This is a genomic window from Pararhizobium sp. LjRoot255, from assembly GCF_964252905.1.
GTDB lineage: Bacteria > Pseudomonadota > Alphaproteobacteria > Rhizobiales > Rhizobiaceae > Pararhizobium.
Genome location: NZ_CAXUPQ020000001.1, coordinates 3,598,917 through 3,616,553, shown reverse-complemented (window position 1 = coordinate 3,616,553; position 17,637 = coordinate 3,598,917). Strand labels below are relative to the sequence as shown.

At 60.8% G+C, this 17,637-nt stretch carries 15 protein-coding genes, 1 tRNA gene and 1 pseudogene; 7 read left to right on the top strand and 10 right to left on the bottom strand.

Features of this window, described 5'->3' with window-relative positions:
* The first annotated feature begins 48 nt into the window (after positions 1-48).
* Both queA and tgt read left to right on the top strand, forming a co-directional pair.
* Complete coding sequence (queA, locus tag ACSQ2W_RS17365) at positions 49-1,134, top strand: tRNA preQ1(34) S-adenosylmethionine ribosyltransferase-isomerase QueA (protein ID WP_436087373.1); 1,086 nt, start codon at positions 49-51, stop codon at positions 1,132-1,134.
* Positions 1,131-2,270, top strand: a complete 1,140-nt coding sequence (tgt, locus tag ACSQ2W_RS17360) for a tRNA guanosine(34) transglycosylase Tgt (RefSeq protein WP_436087372.1) — start codon at positions 1,131-1,133, stop codon at positions 2,268-2,270. Before queA ends, tgt begins: the two co-directional genes overlap by 4 nt.
* A 6-nt stretch (positions 2,271-2,276) precedes the next feature.
* Here tgt and ACSQ2W_RS17355 read toward each other — a convergent pair whose 3' ends face one another.
* Positions 2,277-2,696, bottom strand: coding sequence for a DUF4864 domain-containing protein (locus ACSQ2W_RS17355; protein ID WP_436087371.1), 420 nt, complete (start codon positions 2,694-2,696; stop codon positions 2,277-2,279).
* 337 nt (positions 2,697-3,033) lie between these two features.
* On the opposite strand from ACSQ2W_RS17355, the gene ACSQ2W_RS17350 reads away from it, so the two are divergent.
* Positions 3,034-3,387, top strand: a complete 354-nt coding sequence (locus ACSQ2W_RS17350; protein ID WP_436087370.1) for an EF-hand domain-containing protein — start codon at positions 3,034-3,036, stop codon at positions 3,385-3,387.
* A 159-nt stretch (positions 3,388-3,546) separates the two neighbouring features.
* Here the strand turns inward: ACSQ2W_RS17350 and ACSQ2W_RS17345 are convergent.
* Positions 3,547-3,765, bottom strand: a pseudogene (locus tag ACSQ2W_RS17345) (helix-turn-helix domain-containing protein); the annotation flags it as partial.
* A 201-nt stretch (positions 3,766-3,966) separates the two neighbouring features.
* On the opposite strand from ACSQ2W_RS17345, the gene ACSQ2W_RS17340 reads away from it, so the two are divergent.
* Positions 3,967-4,041 (top strand) — tRNA-Glu (locus ACSQ2W_RS17340).
* A gap of 169 nt (positions 4,042-4,210) precedes the next feature.
* On the top strand, positions 4,211-5,155 hold the full coding sequence (locus ACSQ2W_RS17335; RefSeq protein WP_436087819.1) for a phosphoribosylaminoimidazolesuccinocarboxamide synthase: 945 nt from the start codon (positions 4,211-4,213) through the stop codon (positions 5,153-5,155).
* On the opposite strand, the gene ACSQ2W_RS17330 is transcribed toward ACSQ2W_RS17335, so the two are convergent.
* From ACSQ2W_RS17330 to ACSQ2W_RS17295, 8 genes are all read right to left on the bottom strand, one after another.
* Positions 5,148-5,984 carry an MBL fold metallo-hydrolase gene (locus ACSQ2W_RS17330; RefSeq protein WP_436087369.1) on the bottom strand — a complete coding sequence of 279 codons (837 nt, stop codon included), beginning with the start codon at positions 5,982-5,984 and terminating at the stop codon, positions 5,148-5,150. The two genes, ACSQ2W_RS17335 and ACSQ2W_RS17330, sit on opposite strands and share 8 nt — an antisense overlap.
* 1 nt (position 5,985) lies before the next feature.
* Positions 5,986-6,765 (bottom strand): TatD family hydrolase, encoded by a 780-nt coding sequence (locus tag ACSQ2W_RS17325; protein WP_436087368.1) that lies wholly within the window; start codon positions 6,763-6,765, stop codon positions 5,986-5,988.
* A gap of 10 nt (positions 6,766-6,775) precedes the next feature.
* Entirely contained in the window at positions 6,776-8,326 is a 1,551-nt protein-coding gene (gene metG / locus ACSQ2W_RS17320; RefSeq protein WP_436087367.1) for a methionine--tRNA ligase, read from the bottom strand.
* A gap of 248 nt (positions 8,327-8,574) precedes the next feature.
* Positions 8,575-9,618, bottom strand: a complete 1,044-nt coding sequence (locus ACSQ2W_RS17315) for a DNA polymerase III subunit delta' (protein ID WP_436087366.1) — start codon at positions 9,616-9,618, stop codon at positions 8,575-8,577.
* Positions 9,615-10,337: a dTMP kinase gene (tmk, locus tag ACSQ2W_RS17310; protein ID WP_436087365.1), complete on the bottom strand. Its 723-nt coding sequence runs from the start codon at positions 10,335-10,337 to the stop codon at positions 9,615-9,617. The genes ACSQ2W_RS17315 and tmk overlap by 4 nt, the downstream gene beginning before the upstream one ends.
* A 115-nt stretch (positions 10,338-10,452) precedes the next feature.
* Positions 10,453-11,601, bottom strand: a complete 1,149-nt coding sequence (locus ACSQ2W_RS17305) for a D-alanyl-D-alanine carboxypeptidase family protein (protein WP_436087364.1) — start codon at positions 11,599-11,601, stop codon at positions 10,453-10,455.
* A 66-nt stretch (positions 11,602-11,667) separates the two neighbouring features.
* A complete protein-coding gene (locus tag ACSQ2W_RS17300; protein ID WP_436087363.1) occupies positions 11,668-12,699 on the bottom strand; it encodes a septal ring lytic transglycosylase RlpA family protein in 1,032 nt (343 codons plus the stop codon).
* A 269-nt stretch (positions 12,700-12,968) separates the two neighbouring features.
* Positions 12,969-13,214: a hypothetical protein gene (locus tag ACSQ2W_RS17295; protein WP_436087362.1), complete on the bottom strand. Its 246-nt coding sequence runs from the start codon at positions 13,212-13,214 to the stop codon at positions 12,969-12,971.
* Between the two features lie 235 nt (positions 13,215-13,449).
* Between ACSQ2W_RS17295 and ACSQ2W_RS17290 the strand changes: the two genes are divergently transcribed.
* Both ACSQ2W_RS17290 and ACSQ2W_RS17285 read left to right on the top strand, forming a co-directional pair.
* A complete protein-coding gene (locus ACSQ2W_RS17290; protein ID WP_436087361.1) occupies positions 13,450-14,547 on the top strand; it encodes a branched-chain amino acid ABC transporter substrate-binding protein in 1,098 nt (365 codons plus the stop codon).
* Positions 14,548-14,627: 80 nt separating this feature from the next.
* Positions 14,628-17,096 carry a PAS-domain containing protein gene (locus ACSQ2W_RS17285; RefSeq protein WP_436087360.1) on the top strand — a complete coding sequence of 823 codons (2,469 nt, stop codon included), beginning with the start codon at positions 14,628-14,630 and terminating at the stop codon, positions 17,094-17,096.
* The last annotated feature ends 541 nt before the right edge of the window (positions 17,097-17,637 follow it).

Genomic DNA, 17,637 nt, shown 5'->3' with positions numbered 1-17,637 from the left:
GCCCGAACAGGGCGCCGGGGCGGGTTTGCCGTTTAAAGAAGACTGTTGATGCGCGTCGACCTGTTCGATTTCGATCTCCCCGAGGAAAACATTGCGCTGAGGCCTGCAAGCCCGCGCGACAGCGCACGTATGCTCGTCGTCCGGCCGCAACAGCAGGAGCCGCTTTCCGATCACGGCGTTTTGGATCTGCCGTCCTTCCTGCGCCCCGGCGACGCACTGGTGTTCAACGATACGAAGGTCATCCCAGCGCAGCTCGAAGGCCTGCGCCGGCGCGGTGGGGACATCGTAACCGAAGTGTCGCTTACCTTGCACATGCGCGCGGCACCTGACTGCTGGAAAGCCTTTGCCAGGCCCGCCAAACGCTTGAAGCCTGGCGACCGCATCGAATTCGGCCACGGCTCGAACACCTGCCTGCTGGGTTCGCTTGATGCAATCGTCGAGGAAAAAGGCGAGGCTGGCGAGGTGACGCTGCGTTTCGACCTGTCCGGACCGGCGCTTGATGAAGCGATCCTTGCTGTCGGTCATGTCCCATTGCCGCCCTATATCGCTTCCAAGCGCCCGGAGGACGAAAAGGACCGCACCGATTACCAGACGGTCTATGCGCGCGAGCAGGGCGCCGTCGCTGCCCCGACCGCAGGGCTGCATTTCACCGACCGGCTTTTCGCGGCATTGGATGCCATGGGTATAGAGCGCCACTTCGTGACGCTCCATGTGGGCGCGGGTACGTTTTTGCCGATGAAGGTCGATGACACGGATGATCACGTCATGCACGAGGAGATCGGCCATGTCGGCGCGGATGTGGCCGAGCGGCTCAATGCAGTGAAGGCGAGGGGCGGGCGCATCGTCTGCGTCGGAACAACCTCCCTCCGGTTGGTTGAGAGCGCGGCCGAGGAGAACGGCGAGATCAGGTCATGGTCTGGCCCGACCGGCATCTTCATCACGCCCGGCTACCGCTTCCGCGCCGTCGATATGCTGATGACCAATTTTCACCTGCCGAAATCGACGCTGTTCATGCTCGTCTCTGCATTCAGCGGCCTTGAGACGATGCGGCGCGCCTATGCCTACGCGATCGACCACGGCTACCGCTTCTATTCCTACGGCGATTCCAGCCTGCTTTTCCGGGATAATCCATGACCGAGACATTTCAGTTCAATCTGCTCGCCACCGATGGCAAAGCTCGCCGCGGCACGGTATCGATGCCGCGTGGCGACATCCGCACGCCGGCCTTCATGCCGGTCGGTACGGTCGGAACGGTCAAGGCGATGTATCTCGACCAGGTGCGCGATCTGGGCGCCGACATCATCCTCGGCAACACTTATCATCTGATGCTGCGGCCGGGGGCGGAGCGTGTCGCCAAGCTCGGTGGCCTGCATGAGCTGATCCGCTGGCCTTACCCGATCCTCACCGATTCGGGCGGCTTCCAGGTCATGTCGCTCGCCGGCCTGCGCAAGCTCGACGAGAAGGGCGTGACTTTCAAGAGCCATGTCGACGGCTCGGTGCATCATATGTCGCCGGAGCGCTCGATCGAGATTCAGGGCCTTCTGGGCAGCGACATCCAGATGCAACTCGACGAATGCGTCCGTCTGCCGGCGGAGCCGAAGGATATCGAACGGGCGATGGAAATGTCGTTCCGCTGGGCCGAACGCTGCAAGGTCGCCTTTGGCGATCAGCCCGGCAAGGCGATGTTCGGCATCGTTCAGGGCGGAGACATTCCCGCGTTGCGCGAACGCTCTGCGGACGCGTTGTCGGGGCTCGATCTCAAGGGCTATGCCATTGGCGGCCTTGCAGTTGGCGAACCGCAGGCGGTGATGCTCGACATGATCGACACGACCTGCCCCTACCTGCCGGTGGAGAAACCGCGTTACCTGATGGGCGTCGGCACGCCGGACGATATCCTGAAATCGGTCGCGCGGGGCATCGACATGTTCGATTGCGTGATGCCGACCCGTTCCGGTCGCCATGGCCTGGCCTTCACCCGCCACGGCCGCATCAACATGCGCAACGCCCGCCACGCTGAAGATAGGCGGCCGCTGGATGAGCAGTCTTGCTGCCCGGCGTCGCGCGACTATTCGCGCGCCTATCTGCACCACCTGGTGCGCTCGAACGAGTCGCTCGGCGGCATGCTTTTGACCTGGAACAACCTGTTCTACTATCAGGACCTCATGGCCGGTATCCGCCAGGCGATCGAACTGGGGCGTTATGCCGATTTCATGGCCGAGACGAAGGAGGCTTGGGCGCGCGGCGAGGCCGAAGCGAAGCAGGCCGCCTGAGACTGGTTAGATTTCGCGGCCGGGGGCCTGCTGTAGCATCTCCACGCCGTTGATCTTGTAAGTACCGTCCGGCTGCCTGACGAGGAAGTAGAGCACCGTCCAGTTCTTGCCGTCCGGCCCTGAAATCAACACCTCCTGCACGACCGTATCGCCCTCGACCTTGCTGCGTCCGAACGCGAAATTGCCCGGTCGGTACACCGGAGCGTAACCGCGCTTCACCATGTCAAAGAAGATGTTCTTGTCAGGAAACTTGCGCTTGATCTGCGGCGAGGCGAAGGAATAGGCCGTCTCCGCATCGTCGTTGAGAAAAGCCTCGATCTGGCTCTGGATGATCGACTGGACCGTATCGACCGGTTCCGCCGCGCGCGCCAACGACACCGAGATCATCAAGATTGCACATGCGCAGGCTCTGAACGTCCGGATCATTGCCCCGTCTCCTTGCTGAACATGAAATATCCTACACCTAATGAGCAGAAATGGTTTCTGTCCCATTGGATCAGTCAACAAGCGCCGATGTAAAAAATATTATATATATATCAATGATATATCAAACATATATAAATTAATGCATTAATCAATAAACTGTTCGTGACAACCATGGTTGAGGGCGTTGTCTTTGAACCGGGGATTGATGTAGCGCAAAGCGGCCAGTTCATTTCAGGGGTAATTGATTTATTATTGACGTTGCGGCGAAAAACGAAAGTGCCGTAGCAAATGCCTCTGGTTGGCCGAACAGTTCCTACATCCAACAAGGAGAACGCACATGACGTCGAGAAAATTGGCATGCATGGCCATTGCCGCCACGCTTTTTTCAGCCAGCACAACGACCGTGACCTTCGGGCAGACGGCCCCGGCCGAGGGCCAAGATGCGCAGCCTGACGCCTCAGAGATGATGCCGGGCGCAATGACGGGGGGGAGACACGGTGGAATGCGCGGGGGGGCGATGCGGGGTCACATGATGACGATCATGTTCGCCGTCGCGGATGTCGATGGAGACGGGGCACTTTCCTTCGAGGAGGTCACGACGATCCATAAGCGGATATTCGATAAAGTCGACGCCAACAAGGATGGCAAGGTGACAACCGAGGAGATGCAGGCCTTTATGCGAGGTCAATGAGCGGCGTGGAAAGGTGCGGAGGCCCGTGAAAAAATGACGTTGGCCACGTTCCGCCGACGTCTGTCCGGATGCTGCTGGACGAGAAGCCAGCGGTTGTCGGGCTAGCCCGAGCCGGGTAGCCAGCCGGGTCGTGGCATGCCTGTGCTGTGGGGAAGCCTGTCGGCGTTCCTTGCTCATGTCGTTGGCGATACCGCTGTAATGGCCGCTATATTCCGGAAACTCGTGATCCTGGAACGTATTGCGTTTAAGCTCGCGATAGATCGTCGAGCGATGCCGTCCGAGTTTCTCGGCAATCACCTCGACACCGATGCCGGCCATTCGCCAACGAGCGATCTTGCGGCGTTCATCCATATCGATCTGGGAGTAGGTGCGCTTCATGGGCCGTTCCTTGCAACTGATAAGCCATTGTTATCTATTGCAAGTCGCACTTCATCCTTGAACCCACCCCGGCTACATGTCTGCATCAGATAATCAACATTATGGAACTACGACGGCCATTTTGTAATCTTCTCATTTGTTGTATGTTGCTGAATGTCTTGCGGTGGCGGTGCTACAACACGCGGCTACCAATGGCCCCGAGCGCCCATCGTCTAGCGGTTAGGACGCCGCCCTCTCACGGCGGTAACACGGGTTCGAGTCCCGTTGGGCGTACCAAAGCCAATGATTGACGATCCAGTCACGCAAGCAACTACGGCTGTCAAACGGCATTATTTCGAACCTGCGGGACTGAATTGTTCCGGCCTTCCGCTTGACCATCGCCGTCCTCAAGGCTTAAGCGACAGCAATCTCAACCGTCAGCGAAAGACCGGACCCGATGAGCGATTTGCGCATTCTTTCAGACGCTTTCATTCCCGAATTGCCGGGACGCTACAAGGGCAAGGTTCGTGAGAACTACGATCTGCCGGATGGCCGCAGGATCATCATTGCGACGGATCGGCTGAGCGCCTTCGACGTGATCCTGACCTCGATCCCGTTCAAAGGCCAGGTGCTGACGCAGACGGCGCGCTACTGGTTCGAGGAAACGGCCGATATCTGCCCGAACCACGTCATAGACTATCCGGACCCCAACGTCGTTATCGGCACGCGGCTGGATATCCTGCCGGTCGAGGTTGTCGTGCGCGGTTATCTGGCAGGCACGACCAGCACATCGATCCTGACCAAATACCGCAACGGCGAACGCGACATGTACGGCATCCGGCTGCCGGACGGCCTGAAGAACAACGAGAAGCTTCCGCAGCCGATCATCACGCCGACCAGCAAGGCCTTTGACGGCGGCCATGACGAGCCACTCTCCGCCGCTGACATCCTGTCGCAGAAACTGCTGACGCCGGAACAATGGGAAACCGTATCCCGCTACGCGCTGGCGCTGTTTCAGCGTGGCCAGGAGCGGGCCGCCGAACGTGGCCTCATTCTCGTCGATACCAAATATGAATTTGGCACCGACAAGGACGGCCGTATCGTTCTTGCCGACGAGATCCACACGCCCGACAGCAGCCGCTACTGGATTGCCGAGAGCTACGCAGAAAGCTTTGCCTCTGGCGCGCGGCCGAAGAGCTTCGACAAGGACTTCGTGCGCGCCTGGGTGACCGAACGTTGCGATCCCTACAAGGACCCGATCCCGGAAATTCCGGCCGACCTCATCGAACAGACCTCGAAAGTCTATATCGAGGCCTACGAGACGATCACCGGCCAGCGTTTCGTAGCCGATCTTTCCGGCACCACCGTTCTCGATCGTATCCGCCGTAACCTGGAACCCTATTTCAACTGATCGGGCCGACTTCATCGGTCACGTCGAATTCCAGCCGCATCCCGTCATAGGCCGGCTCCACATGATCCGGCGTCTCGCGCATCAGCGTCTCGTAGTCGAGCGGCGTATGCATATGGGTCAGCACGGCGTGTTTCGGCGCAAAGCGTTCGATCCAGCCGAGCGACTGTTCGACCGACAGATGGCTGGGGTGGAACGTGTATTGCAGCGTATCGATCACCAGCGTGTCGAGCCCCGAAAGCTTGGCGATCGTGTCCTCAGGGAAATTGCTGACATCGCTGCAATAGGCGAAATCGCCGATGCGAAAACCGAGGGACACGATGCCGCCGTGGTGCTGCAGCAGAGGCTGAAAGACGATCGCGCCACCGGAGCCGGTGATCGTGATCGACGGCAACGACGGATCGATGATCGTTGCCTCGACGATCGGCGGATAGCTGCTGCCGGGCGGCGTTTCCAGGCAGTAGCGAAAAGCCTCGCGAATGCGTGCGAGCGTTACGGCATCGCCCCAGATCGGCATTTGTTTGCCTGTAAATTGGACGTATCCGCGCAGGTCATCGATACCGTGAATGTGATCGGCATGGGCATGGCTGTAGAACACCGCGTCCACGTTCTTTACCTTTGCCGCGATCATATGCGCGCGAAAATCCGGTCCGGTGTCGATGACGACGGTTGTTGTTCCGCCGTCCGGACCGATCTGCTCGACAAGTAACGATGCCCGTGTGCGGCGGTTTTTGGGATTGGCCGGGTCGCAAGCGCCCCAGTCGCCATTGATGCGCGGGACGCCGGGAGACGAGCCGCAGCCGAGAATGGTGAAGACCCGCCTCACCGCCACCTTAGAGCCTCGGCATCTTCGAGAAAACGCGGAAGGCGTTTTCGGTGGTAATCGCGGCGATTTCCTCCGTTGAAACGCCGATGGTCTCGGCTAGGACCCGCGCCGTATGGGCAACATAGGCCGGTTCGTTGCGTTTGCCGCGGAATGGTTTCGGCGCCAGATACGGCGCGTCCGTCTCGACGATCATCCGGTCGTGCGGCACGGTCTTGGCGATCTCGCGCAGTTCCTCGGACTTCGGAAAGGTCAGGATACCGGAGAAGGAAATGTAGCCGCCGAGTTCAACGCCGACCTTGGCCAGATCGGGACCGGAGGAAAAACAGTGCAGCAGGAAAGGGAAGGCCCCCTTCCCTGTTTCTTGCGTCAGGATTGCCGCCATGTCCTCGTCCGCCGAGCGGCTGTGGATCACCAGCGGCAGGCCGGTTTCGCGCGCAGCGGCGATATGGCGGCGCAGGCCGATTGTCTGTGCATCGCGCGGCGCATTGTCGTAGAAATAATCGAGCCCCGCTTCGCCGATCGCCACGACCTTGGGATGCGCCGAAAGCCGCACCAGATCAGCCGTCTCGATATCCAGCTCCTCGTCGGCGTTGTGCGGATGCGTGCCGACCGAGCAGAAGACGTTGGCATAGCTTTCCGCGATGCCGAGGATCGTCTCGAACCTCTTCACCCGCGTCGAAATGGTGATCATCTGGCTGACACCGGCCTCGCGGGCGCGCTCGACGATCGCGTCGCGCTCGGCCTCGAAATCCGGGAAATCCAGATGGCAGTGGGTGTCGATCAGCATTTGCTCGTCCTTACGTTTCCGGCGCGACGTAACGCGGGAATACCGGCTTCGGCGCTTCCAGTGCCGTTCCTGCGACGAGACGTCCCGCTTCGCCAAGAGACGCGAAATCGCGCTTGTCGGCCGGAACGGCAACGAGATCGAGCAGCTTTCCGGCCGATTCCGGCATGAACGGCTGCAGCAGGATGGCAATCTGGCGCACGACGTCGGCCGTGACGTAGAGCACGGTCGCCATACGCGCGGGATCGGTTTTCTTCAAGGCCCAGGGCTCCTGGCCGGCGAAATAGCGGTCGGCCTCGGAAACCACGGCGATGATCGAGGTCAGCGCCCGGTGGATCATCAGCGCGTTCATGTCGTCGCGCGTCGAGGCATGCAGCGCGTCGGCCGATGACAGCATCGCCTTGTCCTCCTCGGTCAGAGGTCCGCATTCGGGGATCTGCCCGTCGCAGTTCTTGACGATCATCGACAGCGAGCGGCTGGCGAGGTTGCCGATGCCGTTGGCGAGGTCGGAATTGATACGGGTCGCGATCCCCTCTTCGCTATAGCTGCCATCCTGACCGAAGGAGACTTCACGCAGGAAGAAATAGCGGATCTGGTCGAGGCCGAAATGCTCGACCAGATTGAAGGGATCGACGACGTTGCCGAGCGACTTCGACATCTTCTCACCCTTGTTGAGCAGGAAGCCGTGCGCAAAGACTTTCTTCGGCAATGGCAGCCCGGCCGACATCAGGAAGGCAGGCCAGTAGACCGCGTGAAAGCGAATAATGTCCTTGCCGATCATGTGGATGTCCGCCGGCCAGTATTTCGCCCGCGGTCCCTCCGGATCGGTGAGATAGCCGGTCGCGGTGATGTAGTTGGTCAGCGCGTCGACCCAGACATACATGACATGGCCCGGATCGTTCGGCACCGGAATACCCCAGTCGAACGTCGTGCGTGACATGGAAAGATCCTTGAGGCCGGATTTCACGAAGGAAATCACCTCGTTGCGACGCTCGGCGGGGCCGATGAAGTCCGGGTTGTCCTCGTAGTGCTTGAGCAGCTTTTCCTGATAGGCGGAAAGCTTGAAGAAGTAGCTAGCCTCTTCCACCCACTCGACCGGCGATCCTTGAGGCCCGTAGCGGACGCCGTCCGCACGCAGTTCGGTCTCGCCTTCCTGGTAGTAGGCCTCGTCGCGCACGGAATACCAGCCGGAATAGCTGTCCTTGTAGAGGTCGCCCGCCTCGCCCATGCGGATCCAGATGTTCTTCACGGCTTCGTGGTGACGCTTCTCGGTCGTGCGAATGAAATCGTCGTTGGAGGCATTGAGGAGTACCGCCATCTTCTGGAATTCGGCGGAGTTGCGGTCGGCCAGTTCCTGCGCCGAAATGCCTTCCTTGCGGGCCGTCTGCTGCATCTTCTGGCCGTGTTCGTCCGTACCCGTCAGGAAGAAAACGTCGCGCCCGTCCAGCCGCTGGTAGCGGGCCACCGCATCCGTCGCAATCAACTCATAGGCGTGGCCGATATGCGGCTTGCCGTTCGGATAGGAAATCGCGGTGGTGATGTAAAACGGGGACGTGTCAGTCATGATCGAGTTTCGGCCTGTGTCTAATCGTTTGGTGTCTGGCTATTAGCGCATCCCATGCCGGGATGAAACAGTGCACCCCTCAGAAAAGCTGTCCGCGGTTGCCACACACGCAGCAATTCTCAGATGCAGCTTCCAAACGCCCGCTGTCCTGACAAGCCGCATCAGCATCAGGAACATTAAGTGAACGAAATGGAGATTCCCTTTCATGCCGAAACAGCTTGCCGCCGCGATCGAACGCAAGTGGAAGTTCAGGCCGCCGGCAAGGACTCTGCCTTGATGTCGTCGAGGATTGAAAGCACGGTCTGCTTGCGATCGAGATTATAGGCCTGCGCCAGGGACAGCCGCTCGGCGATGGTCGCCGATAGCCGCGCGAAACGTTCGGCCCGGGCGATGTCGCCGGCAACAGCCGCCTGTCGCGCCACCCGCATGATATGTCCGCTGGCCAGCGCGGAAAAGAAATCGAAAATGGTCTCGTTGTCCTTGGCCGACAGAACGTCGGCGAGCTTGTGCATATCCCTGCGGATCGCCGGTCCCTGCCCGGCAAGGATCGTCTCGAAGGCAGTCATGATATCGAGACCACCATAATTGATCAGCTTCAACGCTTCCGAGACACTGCCATCCGCCGCCGCAAGCACCTTTTGTGCGTCCGGGCCGGAATGGTCAAAGCCGAGATTGGTCATAGCGTCGCGCAAAGCGTCAGGCGCCAGCGGCTTCAGTTGCAGTGGCAGGCAGCGCGAACGGATCGTCGGCAAAAGCTTGCCCGGCGCATGCGTCAGCACCAGGAACAGCGAGCGCTTCGGCGGCTCTTCGAGAATTTTCAGGATCGCATTGGCGGCGTTGCGGTTGAGGTCGTCGGCCGGATCGACGATGACGATGCGCCAGTTGCCGGTCCCGGATGTCTGCGAGAAGAATTTGCCCGCCCGGCGTACTTCATCGACGGTGATGGCGCTCTTGACCTTGCCGGTCTTGTCGTCGACCGGTCGCGTCAGATGCAAAAGGTTGTGCGACGCGCCTGACGCGATCTGCCGGCTGACGATCGAGGTTGGATCGGGATCGGTGAGCTCCGCCGGCGCCAGAGACTGATCGGGATAGGTCAGCACATGGTTGGCGAAGCGGAAGGCAAGCGTCGCCTTGCCGATACCCGCTGGCCCTTCGATGAGGATGGCATGGTGCCCCTTTCCCGACCGGTAGCTTTGCGCCAGAAAATGCTCCGCTTCGGCATGACCGAAGAGCTTGGTATTCTCGGCTGGCGGTACTGCGCCGTCCAGAACGTCAAATCGATCGCTGCTCATTGCGCCGCTTCCGTTTCCGGTCCATCGCCGCCCGCCGACAGCAACGGCTCGACAATCGCAAGCACGGCTGCGGCAATGTCGCTGGCGCTCGCTGTCGCGTCGACCACATGGCAGCGCCTGGGGTCGGCTCTGGCGATATCAAGGAAGGCCTCACGGCGCTTTTCATGCGTTTCGAGTTCTTCCTTCTCGAACCGGTCGAGTTCGACCTCCTCGCCGGCCGGCGCATCCGCCACGGCGGCGCGGCGCCTTACACGGTCAAGACCGACGGATGCGGGCAGGTCGAAGATGATGGTGCAATTGGGGGTTACGCCGTTGATCGCGACCCGCTCCAGAGCCTCGATGAAGGACGGTTCCAGGTTGCCGGTCACGCCCTGATAGACGCGCGAAGAGTCCATGAATCGGTCGCACAGGACGACGGTGCCGTTCAGAAGCGCCGGCCGAATGACTTCTTCGACATGATCGCTTCGTGCGGCGGCAAAAAGGATCGCTTCCATGCGCACGCCAAACTCCTGCGCCGCACCGGAAAGAAGCACATGCCGCACCGCCTCCGCCCCCGGCGAGCCGCCGGGCTCGCGCGTGGTCAGAACCGTTACGCCGCGGTCACGCAGGGAATCGGCAAGCAGGCGAATCTGGGTGGATTTCCCGGCCCCCTCGCCGCCTTCGAATGTAACGAACAGGCCTTTTCCGACTGACACTCTCGATTCCCGTATGACCGCCATCGCCCGGCGTAGGACGGGCGTGCTTATAATCCGGCTGCCCTTGCGGGTGCAGCGCTTGCAAAATTCTGTTTAGCGGATTGTCCCGGACGGCGAAACCGTCGATGCCGTCATTTCCTCATAACCAGAAAAACAACAGTTCCTGCAGCGCGTCAGCCGCCCGGCTTGCCAGCGAGCCCTGCCCGACGGCTGCCGCAGTTTCGACCGGAACCTCGCGCAACAGCCGCGTGCCGTTCCAGATCTTCAAACTGCCTGCGTGGCGACCGGCCTCCAGCGGGACATTCAGCGGCCAGCGATAGATCACCCTGGCCGACAGGCGCTCAGGATTGTTGACGGGGACGAGGACATCGACGGCATCGCGCGTGACCAAAGTGACATGCGATTGCGCTCCGCCATAGACGGCGGCTTCGCCGACGGCCTCGCCAGCCGCGAACAACCGCTTCTTTTCAAAGGCGGTCATCGACCAGTCGAGCACCCGGCGCGTCTCCTCGACCCGCTCCTTGTCGCTTGCCAGCCCGCCGATGGAAAGAAAGACACGTCGGTCGTTTCGCTGCATGGTCGCCACCATCGAGTAACCAAACCCCTCGGCGAACCCGGTCACGAAACCGTCGACGCCGATATTGGCCGCGACAAGCGGATTGCGGTTCCGCTGGAGGATCTCGTTCCACTCGAATTCGGCCTGCGAATAATAGCGGAAGAATTCAGGGTAGCGAGCGTGGATGTGCCGGGCGAGCATCGCCATGTCGCGCATTGTCACCTTATTCTGTGGATCGGGAAGTCCGGTCGCATTGTGGAAAACCGAGGCGGTCATTCCCAGTTCACGGGCCCGTTCCGTCATGCGACTGGCAAAGGCGTCCTCGCTGCCGGTCATCCCTTCTGCCAGGATGATGCAGGCGTCATTGGCGAACTGGACGGTCACGCCCTGGAGGAGATCGGCAACGCGGACGCGCGACTTCAGAGCGGCGAACATCGTCGAGGTGCCGGATGGTGCGCCACCGGTCCGCCAGGCGTGTTCCGAGACTGGAAATTCAGTATCGAGCGTCAGCGCGTTTTTGCGGATGGCATCGAAGACGACCTCTGCCGCCATCAGCTTTGCAAGCGATGCCGGCGGCACCGGAGCATTTTCATCCTTGGCAAAGAGAACCGTACCGGTTTCGGCATCGATCAGATAGGCCTGCTTGGCTTTGGTTTCAAAGGCCTCGGCCTGCGCGGGTGCACAGATGAGGAAAGCAACGAAAATGAAGACCGAGAACAGCCGTGCGCGCATTCCAAACTCCGGTTCCTCTCCGGCCATAGCAGCCGGCCCACCGGGGATCAATCGTCGCATCTCGGATCAGCGCAGGACGCTGTGGCGTTTTGCATATTTGACGATGGAATTTGGCGTCAGCGGGTTCTGGTCGACCAGGATGGCATCGAAAGCCGTTTCGGACGTGCTGACCCGTGCTTCGACGTAAGCCGCCGCATACGCCATGTTGCCATCAGGCAGGGGAATGAACTCCGGCCGCTCGGTCGGGATCGGTCCGATTTCCGGCAGCATGACAAACGCGTCGAGCGCTGGCGACGAGGCCGACGGCGTTTCGGTTTCGGCAAGCGCGGTGACAGGCACGCCCATTTCCATGTTCGACTTCGAAGGAATTGTCAGCGTGCCGAGGCTGCCGGCCTGCTTGCGCAACGGCTCGTTCGAGGCGACCATCACGCCGGTTGCGATCTGTCCTTCGGGGAACGCGCTCGGCGAGCGATCACCCTTCTTGACATAGGATGCCATCAGATAGGGCATGTCGTTGCCCTCGAGCGGCGCCTTGCCGATGTACTGGACCCGCACCTTGGCGCTGCCCTTGCGCTTCATGTCGAGGAATTCGGCAGTCTTGGACGACACGTCGATAATCCGGCCCAATTCATAGGGGCCGCGATCGTTGACGCGCACCACCACCGAAGAACCGTTCTCAAGGTTCGTGACGCGGGCATAGCTCGGCAGCGGGAACGTCGGGTGGGCGGCCGACAGGTGATACTTGTCGTAGACTTCGCCGTTCGCGGTCAGGCGGCCGTGAAACGCCGAGCCGTACCAGGAGGACATACCGGTCTTGTTGTAACCGAAATCTTCTCTCGGCTGATACCACTTGCCTTTCACCTGGTATGGCTTGCCGACCTGATAGCGGCCACCACCCTTCGGGATGTTCCGACCCTCGGCAACACGCGGGCTGGCCTTCACGCCATAGATCGACTCGGCAAAATATTCCTTGCTGCGTGTCTTGTTTTTCTTGACGCTGCCCGTCGATCCGCACGCCGTCAGCGCGACGCAAAGCATCGGGATGGCGGCAACACGCAATCCCTGGAAGAGAAAAGCCGCAGTCTGATTGGATGTCATGTGTCCCACAATCGCAATTCGTAAAAGCCGTATTCGGTACCCTCTCGCGCATGCCCCAGCGCGAAAGAACCGGCGTCACGAAACGTAACAGTCGATTAATCATGACAACAACGTGGCGAAATTGCGAATGGTTAACCGTGCCGGAATGGAACAATTGTAATTATGGTTTATAAAAGATTAATATTTCCTGTTAAGCCAGGTAGCCAAAGCGCTCTATACGATGCCGTACGAGGTTGAAAAACGGCCGTTTGACGCGGAAAGGCGAGTTTTCAACATCCATATTTGATGACGATGTACTGGATGCCGATAATCGTTCCATTGGCGTCGCGAATAAAGGCGAAAATATAGTGCCGGTCCGGTGGCACGCAGATCTGGCGCTTGGTGTCTTCGGCGCCGCTCAATCCGATGTCGACAACCTCGGCCGCATAGGCGTCCGGCGTCCTCAACGCCGCTTCTGCCGGCGAGACGGTCGTCAGCCCGAGCAAGCAAAGCATCGGAAGAACCCTGAGCACCATTGCTGCAACTCCTCCATACGCTCAGAAAACGGGGGAGTTGCCGGTTTTGTTCCGCTGGCGTCAGTCCTTGGTGAAGCGCGAAAATAAAGCTTCCCAAGAGACAGAATGCTCGTCCCTGGGTCGCTCGCGCAGAAACGAGCCGGGTGCGCAGCAGAACCAGGCGAGGTATCCGCGCTTGCGGAAAGGACTGTCGGCGCCGGCTGGATTAGCGTAAGCTAAAGGTTAGGATGTAGTCATGCACCGCGTGGTCACCATTACTATCGCAGCGCTCGCGGCCCTGATCATCTGCCCCGCGCAGGCGGAGGTAGTGATCGGGGTTTCGGCCGCGATGACCGGACGGCTCGCCTGGATCGGCGAGCAGGGGCAGCGTGGGGCAGAGATGGCCGTAGCCGACATCAATGCCTCGGGCGGGGTCCTTGGCCAGCAGGTGCGGCTCATCAACGTCGACGATTTCTGTGAGCCCGAACAGGCCGTGGCAGTAGCCCAGAAGCTGGTGGCTGACGGAGTGGTGTTCGTCGTCGGACATTACTGCTCCGGGGCCTCGATCCCGGCATCCAAGGTGTACGAGGCGGCGGCCGTTCTGCAAATTTCACCAGGATCGACCAATCCGCTGTTGACCGAACAGGGCCGTGACAACGTTTTTCGGGTCATAGGTCGCGACGATACGCAGGGGATCGTGGCCGGCAACTACCTGGCCGATGAATGGGGCGACAAGAAAATCGCGATCCTTCACGACGGCACGATCTATGGTAAGGGGCTCGCCGACGAGACCAGAAAGCAGTTGAACAGGCGGGGGGTGACCGAATCTGTCTACGACGCATACACCCCTGCTAAGAACGACTATTCGGCGGAGATCGCTGCGTTACAGGCCGCTAGCATCGCCGCGTTGTATGTCGGCGGGTATCATGCCGAGGTTGCGCTGATCGCTCGCGCTGCACGCGACCGCGGCTACACGCTTCAGGTCATCTCGGGCGACGCCCTGGCGACCGAGGAGTTTGCCCTAATCGCCGGTCCCGCCGCCGAGGGGACCCGCTTTACGTTCTCCGCGGACCCACGGCGAAACCCCGAAGCTGCCCCGGTCGTGGAGCGGTTCCGTGCCGAAAACTTCGAGCCCGCAGGTTACACACTGCTGAGCTACGCTGCCGTCCAGCTCTGGGCGCAGGCGGTCGAGAAGGCAGCCTCGCTCGAGCTGCCGGCGGTCATCACGACACTGCGCGGACAGGAGTTCGACACTGTGCTCGGCCCGGTCGATTTCGACGACAAGGGCGACCTCACGAACCAAAGCTGGGTGTGGTACGTCTGGCGGGGTGGAGAGTATGTGCCGGTTGAATAGGAGAAGCACGCCACACGCGTCGCTTGAGGCATCTTATGCAGATCAAGTCAGCGCGATCGTTCAGATTAAGCGTCGCTGCGATGCTTGAACGTCTAGGTATACGTGGCCGCCTGTTGCTGGCTTTCTTCGGCATCAGCACCTTCGCGGTGCTCGCGACGGCAGCTGCTCTTTATGCCTTCCTCCAGGTAGGAGAGGTCGTCGACGGCATAACCAGGGGTCGGGTGCCGTCGGCGCTGGCGTCCCTCCAGCTGTCGCGCCAGGCCGAGCGGGTCGCGGCAACTGCGCCGTCTGTACTGACTTCGACGAGCAAGGCACGACACAACGAGGTCTCGGCTGCGATCGCGGTCGAGATGACGCGCCTCGAAGAACTGCTTGCCGCGCTCAAGGGCGCCACGCTTGGCACGGCGGCGGCGGCCGAGATCGAGGCGGCGGTGCTTGGTCTGCGGCGCAACCTCGACGCACTCGACGACCTTGTCGCCACCCGCCTCACCGTGGTCGCGCGCAAGGAGGAGTTGTTACGCCGCTTATCGGCTACGACAATTGCAGGTCAGCGCCTCCTGGCGGCTGGCATCTTGGTGATGAATTCCAAACTTGCGCAATCGAGGACGGTCGCGGTCGACGCGTCGCTCGCCCCAGACCGACGCGCGGCGGCGACTGCCAACCTGGTCGAGGCGATTACGGCCTACATCCCCCAGCAGAGGGCACACCAGGAGATATCCGCCGTCAACGACGCTCTGGTCAAGTTGGCGAACGCACCGACGCCAGGCGATCTTGCGTTGATGCTCTTTCCGCTGCGCCGGTCGCTCGCCGTCCTCGAAACGGTTTCAACCGAGATCGACGAGAAGCTACGGACCCGCTTTCAACTGCGGGTGGGCGAGTTCAAGGCGTTGATCGATGGTGACAACAGCATCCCAAAGGCGCGACAGGACGAGTTTGCCGTCCTGGCTGAGGGCGAAAAGCTTCTGGCCGAAAACAATCGGCTGTCCCGCAATCTCACCGCTGCCGTCGATCACCTGGTCGCCACGGCAGATCGCGAGATCGCCGCGTCCGGTCTCGAAGCCGCGGTCGTCCAGCGCTACGGCACGGGAGTTGTCCTTGGCTCCGCCTTTCTCAGCCTCTTGAGCTCGGTTCTGATTGTCTGGCTCTATGTCGACCGTAGCCTTCTCGCGCGTCTGGGAGCGGTGAGCCAAGGCATGTTCGCAATCGCCGGCGGCAATCTTCGTGCGCCGCTGCCTGCCGCGGGCCGTGACGAAATCGGCCGCATGGCCGAGGCGCTCAGGCTGTTCCGGGACACCGCAGTCGAGGTCGAGGAAAAAAACCTGCGCGAGGTTGCCGAGGCGCGCCAACGGCTCGTCGATGCCATCGAGAGCATCTCCGAGGGGTTTGCTCTCTACGACAAGGAGGACCGGCTCGTCCTCAGCAACAGCCGGTACCGCGAGCTGCTTTATAGCGACCTTGCGATCGAACTGACGCCCGGCACGACATTCGAGTACATCATTCGCCGATCCGCCGAGCGCGGCTACATCAGGGATGCTGAGGGTCGGTTCGAGGAATGGGTCGCCGAGCGCCTCTCCCGGCACCGCAATCCCGGCGAACCGTGGGTGCAGCGGCGAGGCGACGGGCGGTGGGTTCTGATAAGCGAGCGGCGGATCACCGGCGGCGGCACAGTCGCCGTCTATTCGGACATCACGGAGCTGAAGCAACGGGAACAGAATCTCGCCGAGAAATCCGCAGCGCTCGAGGCGCTCTCGAGCAAGCTGGCGAAGTATCTGGCGCCGCAAGTATACAACTCGATATTCACCGGCCGTCAGGACGTCAGGATTGCCAGCCAGCGGAAGAAGCTGACAATATGCTTTTCCGATATTGCCGGCTTTACCGAGACCACCGACAAGATGGAGTCCGAGGATCTCACCCAGCTCATCAATCACTATCTGACGGAAATGTCGAAGATTGCTTTGGAACACGGCGCCACGATCGACAAGTATGTCGGCGACGCGATCCTGATGTTTTTCGGCGATCCCGAGACCCGCGGCGTCAGGGAGGACGCGCTCGCCTGCGTGCAGATGGCTCTCGCCATGCAGGAGCGGATGAGCGAACTTGCCGAAATCTGGCGCGACATCGGAATTGAAGCACCGCTGCGATGCCGCATCGGCATCCACACCGACTACTGCACTGTCGGCAACTTTGGCAGTGAGGATCGGATGGACTACACGATCATCGGCGGCGCCGTGAACCTCGCCTCGCGCCTCGAACAGGAGGCGCCGCCGGGCGCCGTGCTCATTTCTTATGAGACGTTTGCGCAAGTGAAGGACACGATCGCCTGCGTGGAGCTGGGGCACGTCCAGATCAGGGGCATCGCTTATCCCGTCACCACCTTTCGCGTCCTCGATCTGAAGGCCAATCTAGTCGCCGCCCGCAGCGCCGTTCGAACCGAGCTGCCGCATCTCAAGCTGGAGGCTGAACCCGAGCTGATGTCTTTCGACGAACGCAACCAGGCCGCAACCGCGCTTCGCGAGGCGCTCGATCGACTTTGTCACAAGCCCGGGTAGCAGGCCTCGCGCCCGCACCCGGATCGTCAACTTCTACCGCCCTCACCTCGTCGACTAGCGCAGGGATGTTCCTCTGCCAGCGTCTCCTCGAGACTTGACCTTCCCGGCGTCGCAAGGTCCGCCGGTTGTGGCGCGTCTTGCTCGGTCCGATCGGCGAGACGGAGGGCAGAAAACCATCCGTTGCGGTCCTTGCGGATCGTAGGGATATGGGGCCGCAATGGGCCAAAATCGGTATCCCTCCTCGGCACCAGCGGGCACGTCCAGGTTCGGGTTCGGCTTCACTGGAAGCCTGGTCGTTGGCGCATCGGGTGCATCGAAATATCGACGCATGGCCGCAACGATAATCGCGACTTCCTTGTCCGTGGGGGCCTTGCAGGTGCGCGGCGGCCAGCTCAAAAACCCTTTTGATCGCGTCGGCTTGCACTCGTCAATTGACACACGGTGAATGCGGATCCCGTGCCTGAGGGCAGCCACGCAGCGCCCCGCTTCATGCAACGCAGTATCGCTATGTCGCATGTTGTTGATTCAGTTATGTGCTAAC

Bases quoted from the DNA above. Each gene is read 5' to 3' on its own strand.
- queA (WP_436087373.1), top strand. From the start codon at position 49: ATGCGCGTCGACCTGTTCGATTTCGATCTCCCCGAGGAAAACATTGCG.
- tgt (WP_436087372.1), top strand. From the start codon at position 1,131: ATGACCGAGACATTTCAGTTCAATCTGCTCGCCACCGATGGCAAAGCT.
- ACSQ2W_RS17355 (WP_436087371.1), bottom strand. From the start codon at position 2,696: ATGATCCGGACGTTCAGAGCCTGCGCATGTGCAATCTTGATGATCTCG.
- ACSQ2W_RS17350 (WP_436087370.1), top strand. From the start codon at position 3,034: ATGACGTCGAGAAAATTGGCATGCATGGCCATTGCCGCCACGCTTTTT.
- ACSQ2W_RS17325 (WP_436087368.1), bottom strand. From the start codon at position 6,765: ATGCTGATCGACACCCACTGCCATCTGGATTTCCCGGATTTCGAGGCC.
- metG (WP_436087367.1), bottom strand. From the start codon at position 8,326: ATGACTGACACGTCCCCGTTTTACATCACCACCGCGATTTCCTATCCG.
- ACSQ2W_RS17315 (WP_436087366.1), bottom strand. From the start codon at position 9,618: ATGAGCAGCGATCGATTTGACGTTCTGGACGGCGCAGTACCGCCAGCC.
- tmk (WP_436087365.1), bottom strand. From the start codon at position 10,337: ATGGCGGTCATACGGGAATCGAGAGTGTCAGTCGGAAAAGGCCTGTTC.
- ACSQ2W_RS17305 (WP_436087364.1), bottom strand. From the start codon at position 11,601: ATGCGCGCACGGCTGTTCTCGGTCTTCATTTTCGTTGCTTTCCTCATC.
- ACSQ2W_RS17300 (WP_436087363.1), bottom strand. From the start codon at position 12,699: ATGACATCCAATCAGACTGCGGCTTTTCTCTTCCAGGGATTGCGTGTT.
- ACSQ2W_RS17295 (WP_436087362.1), bottom strand. From the start codon at position 13,214: ATGGTGCTCAGGGTTCTTCCGATGCTTTGCTTGCTCGGGCTGACGACC.
- ACSQ2W_RS17290 (WP_436087361.1), top strand. From the start codon at position 13,450: ATGCACCGCGTGGTCACCATTACTATCGCAGCGCTCGCGGCCCTGATC.
- ACSQ2W_RS17285 (WP_436087360.1), top strand. From the start codon at position 14,628: ATGCTTGAACGTCTAGGTATACGTGGCCGCCTGTTGCTGGCTTTCTTC.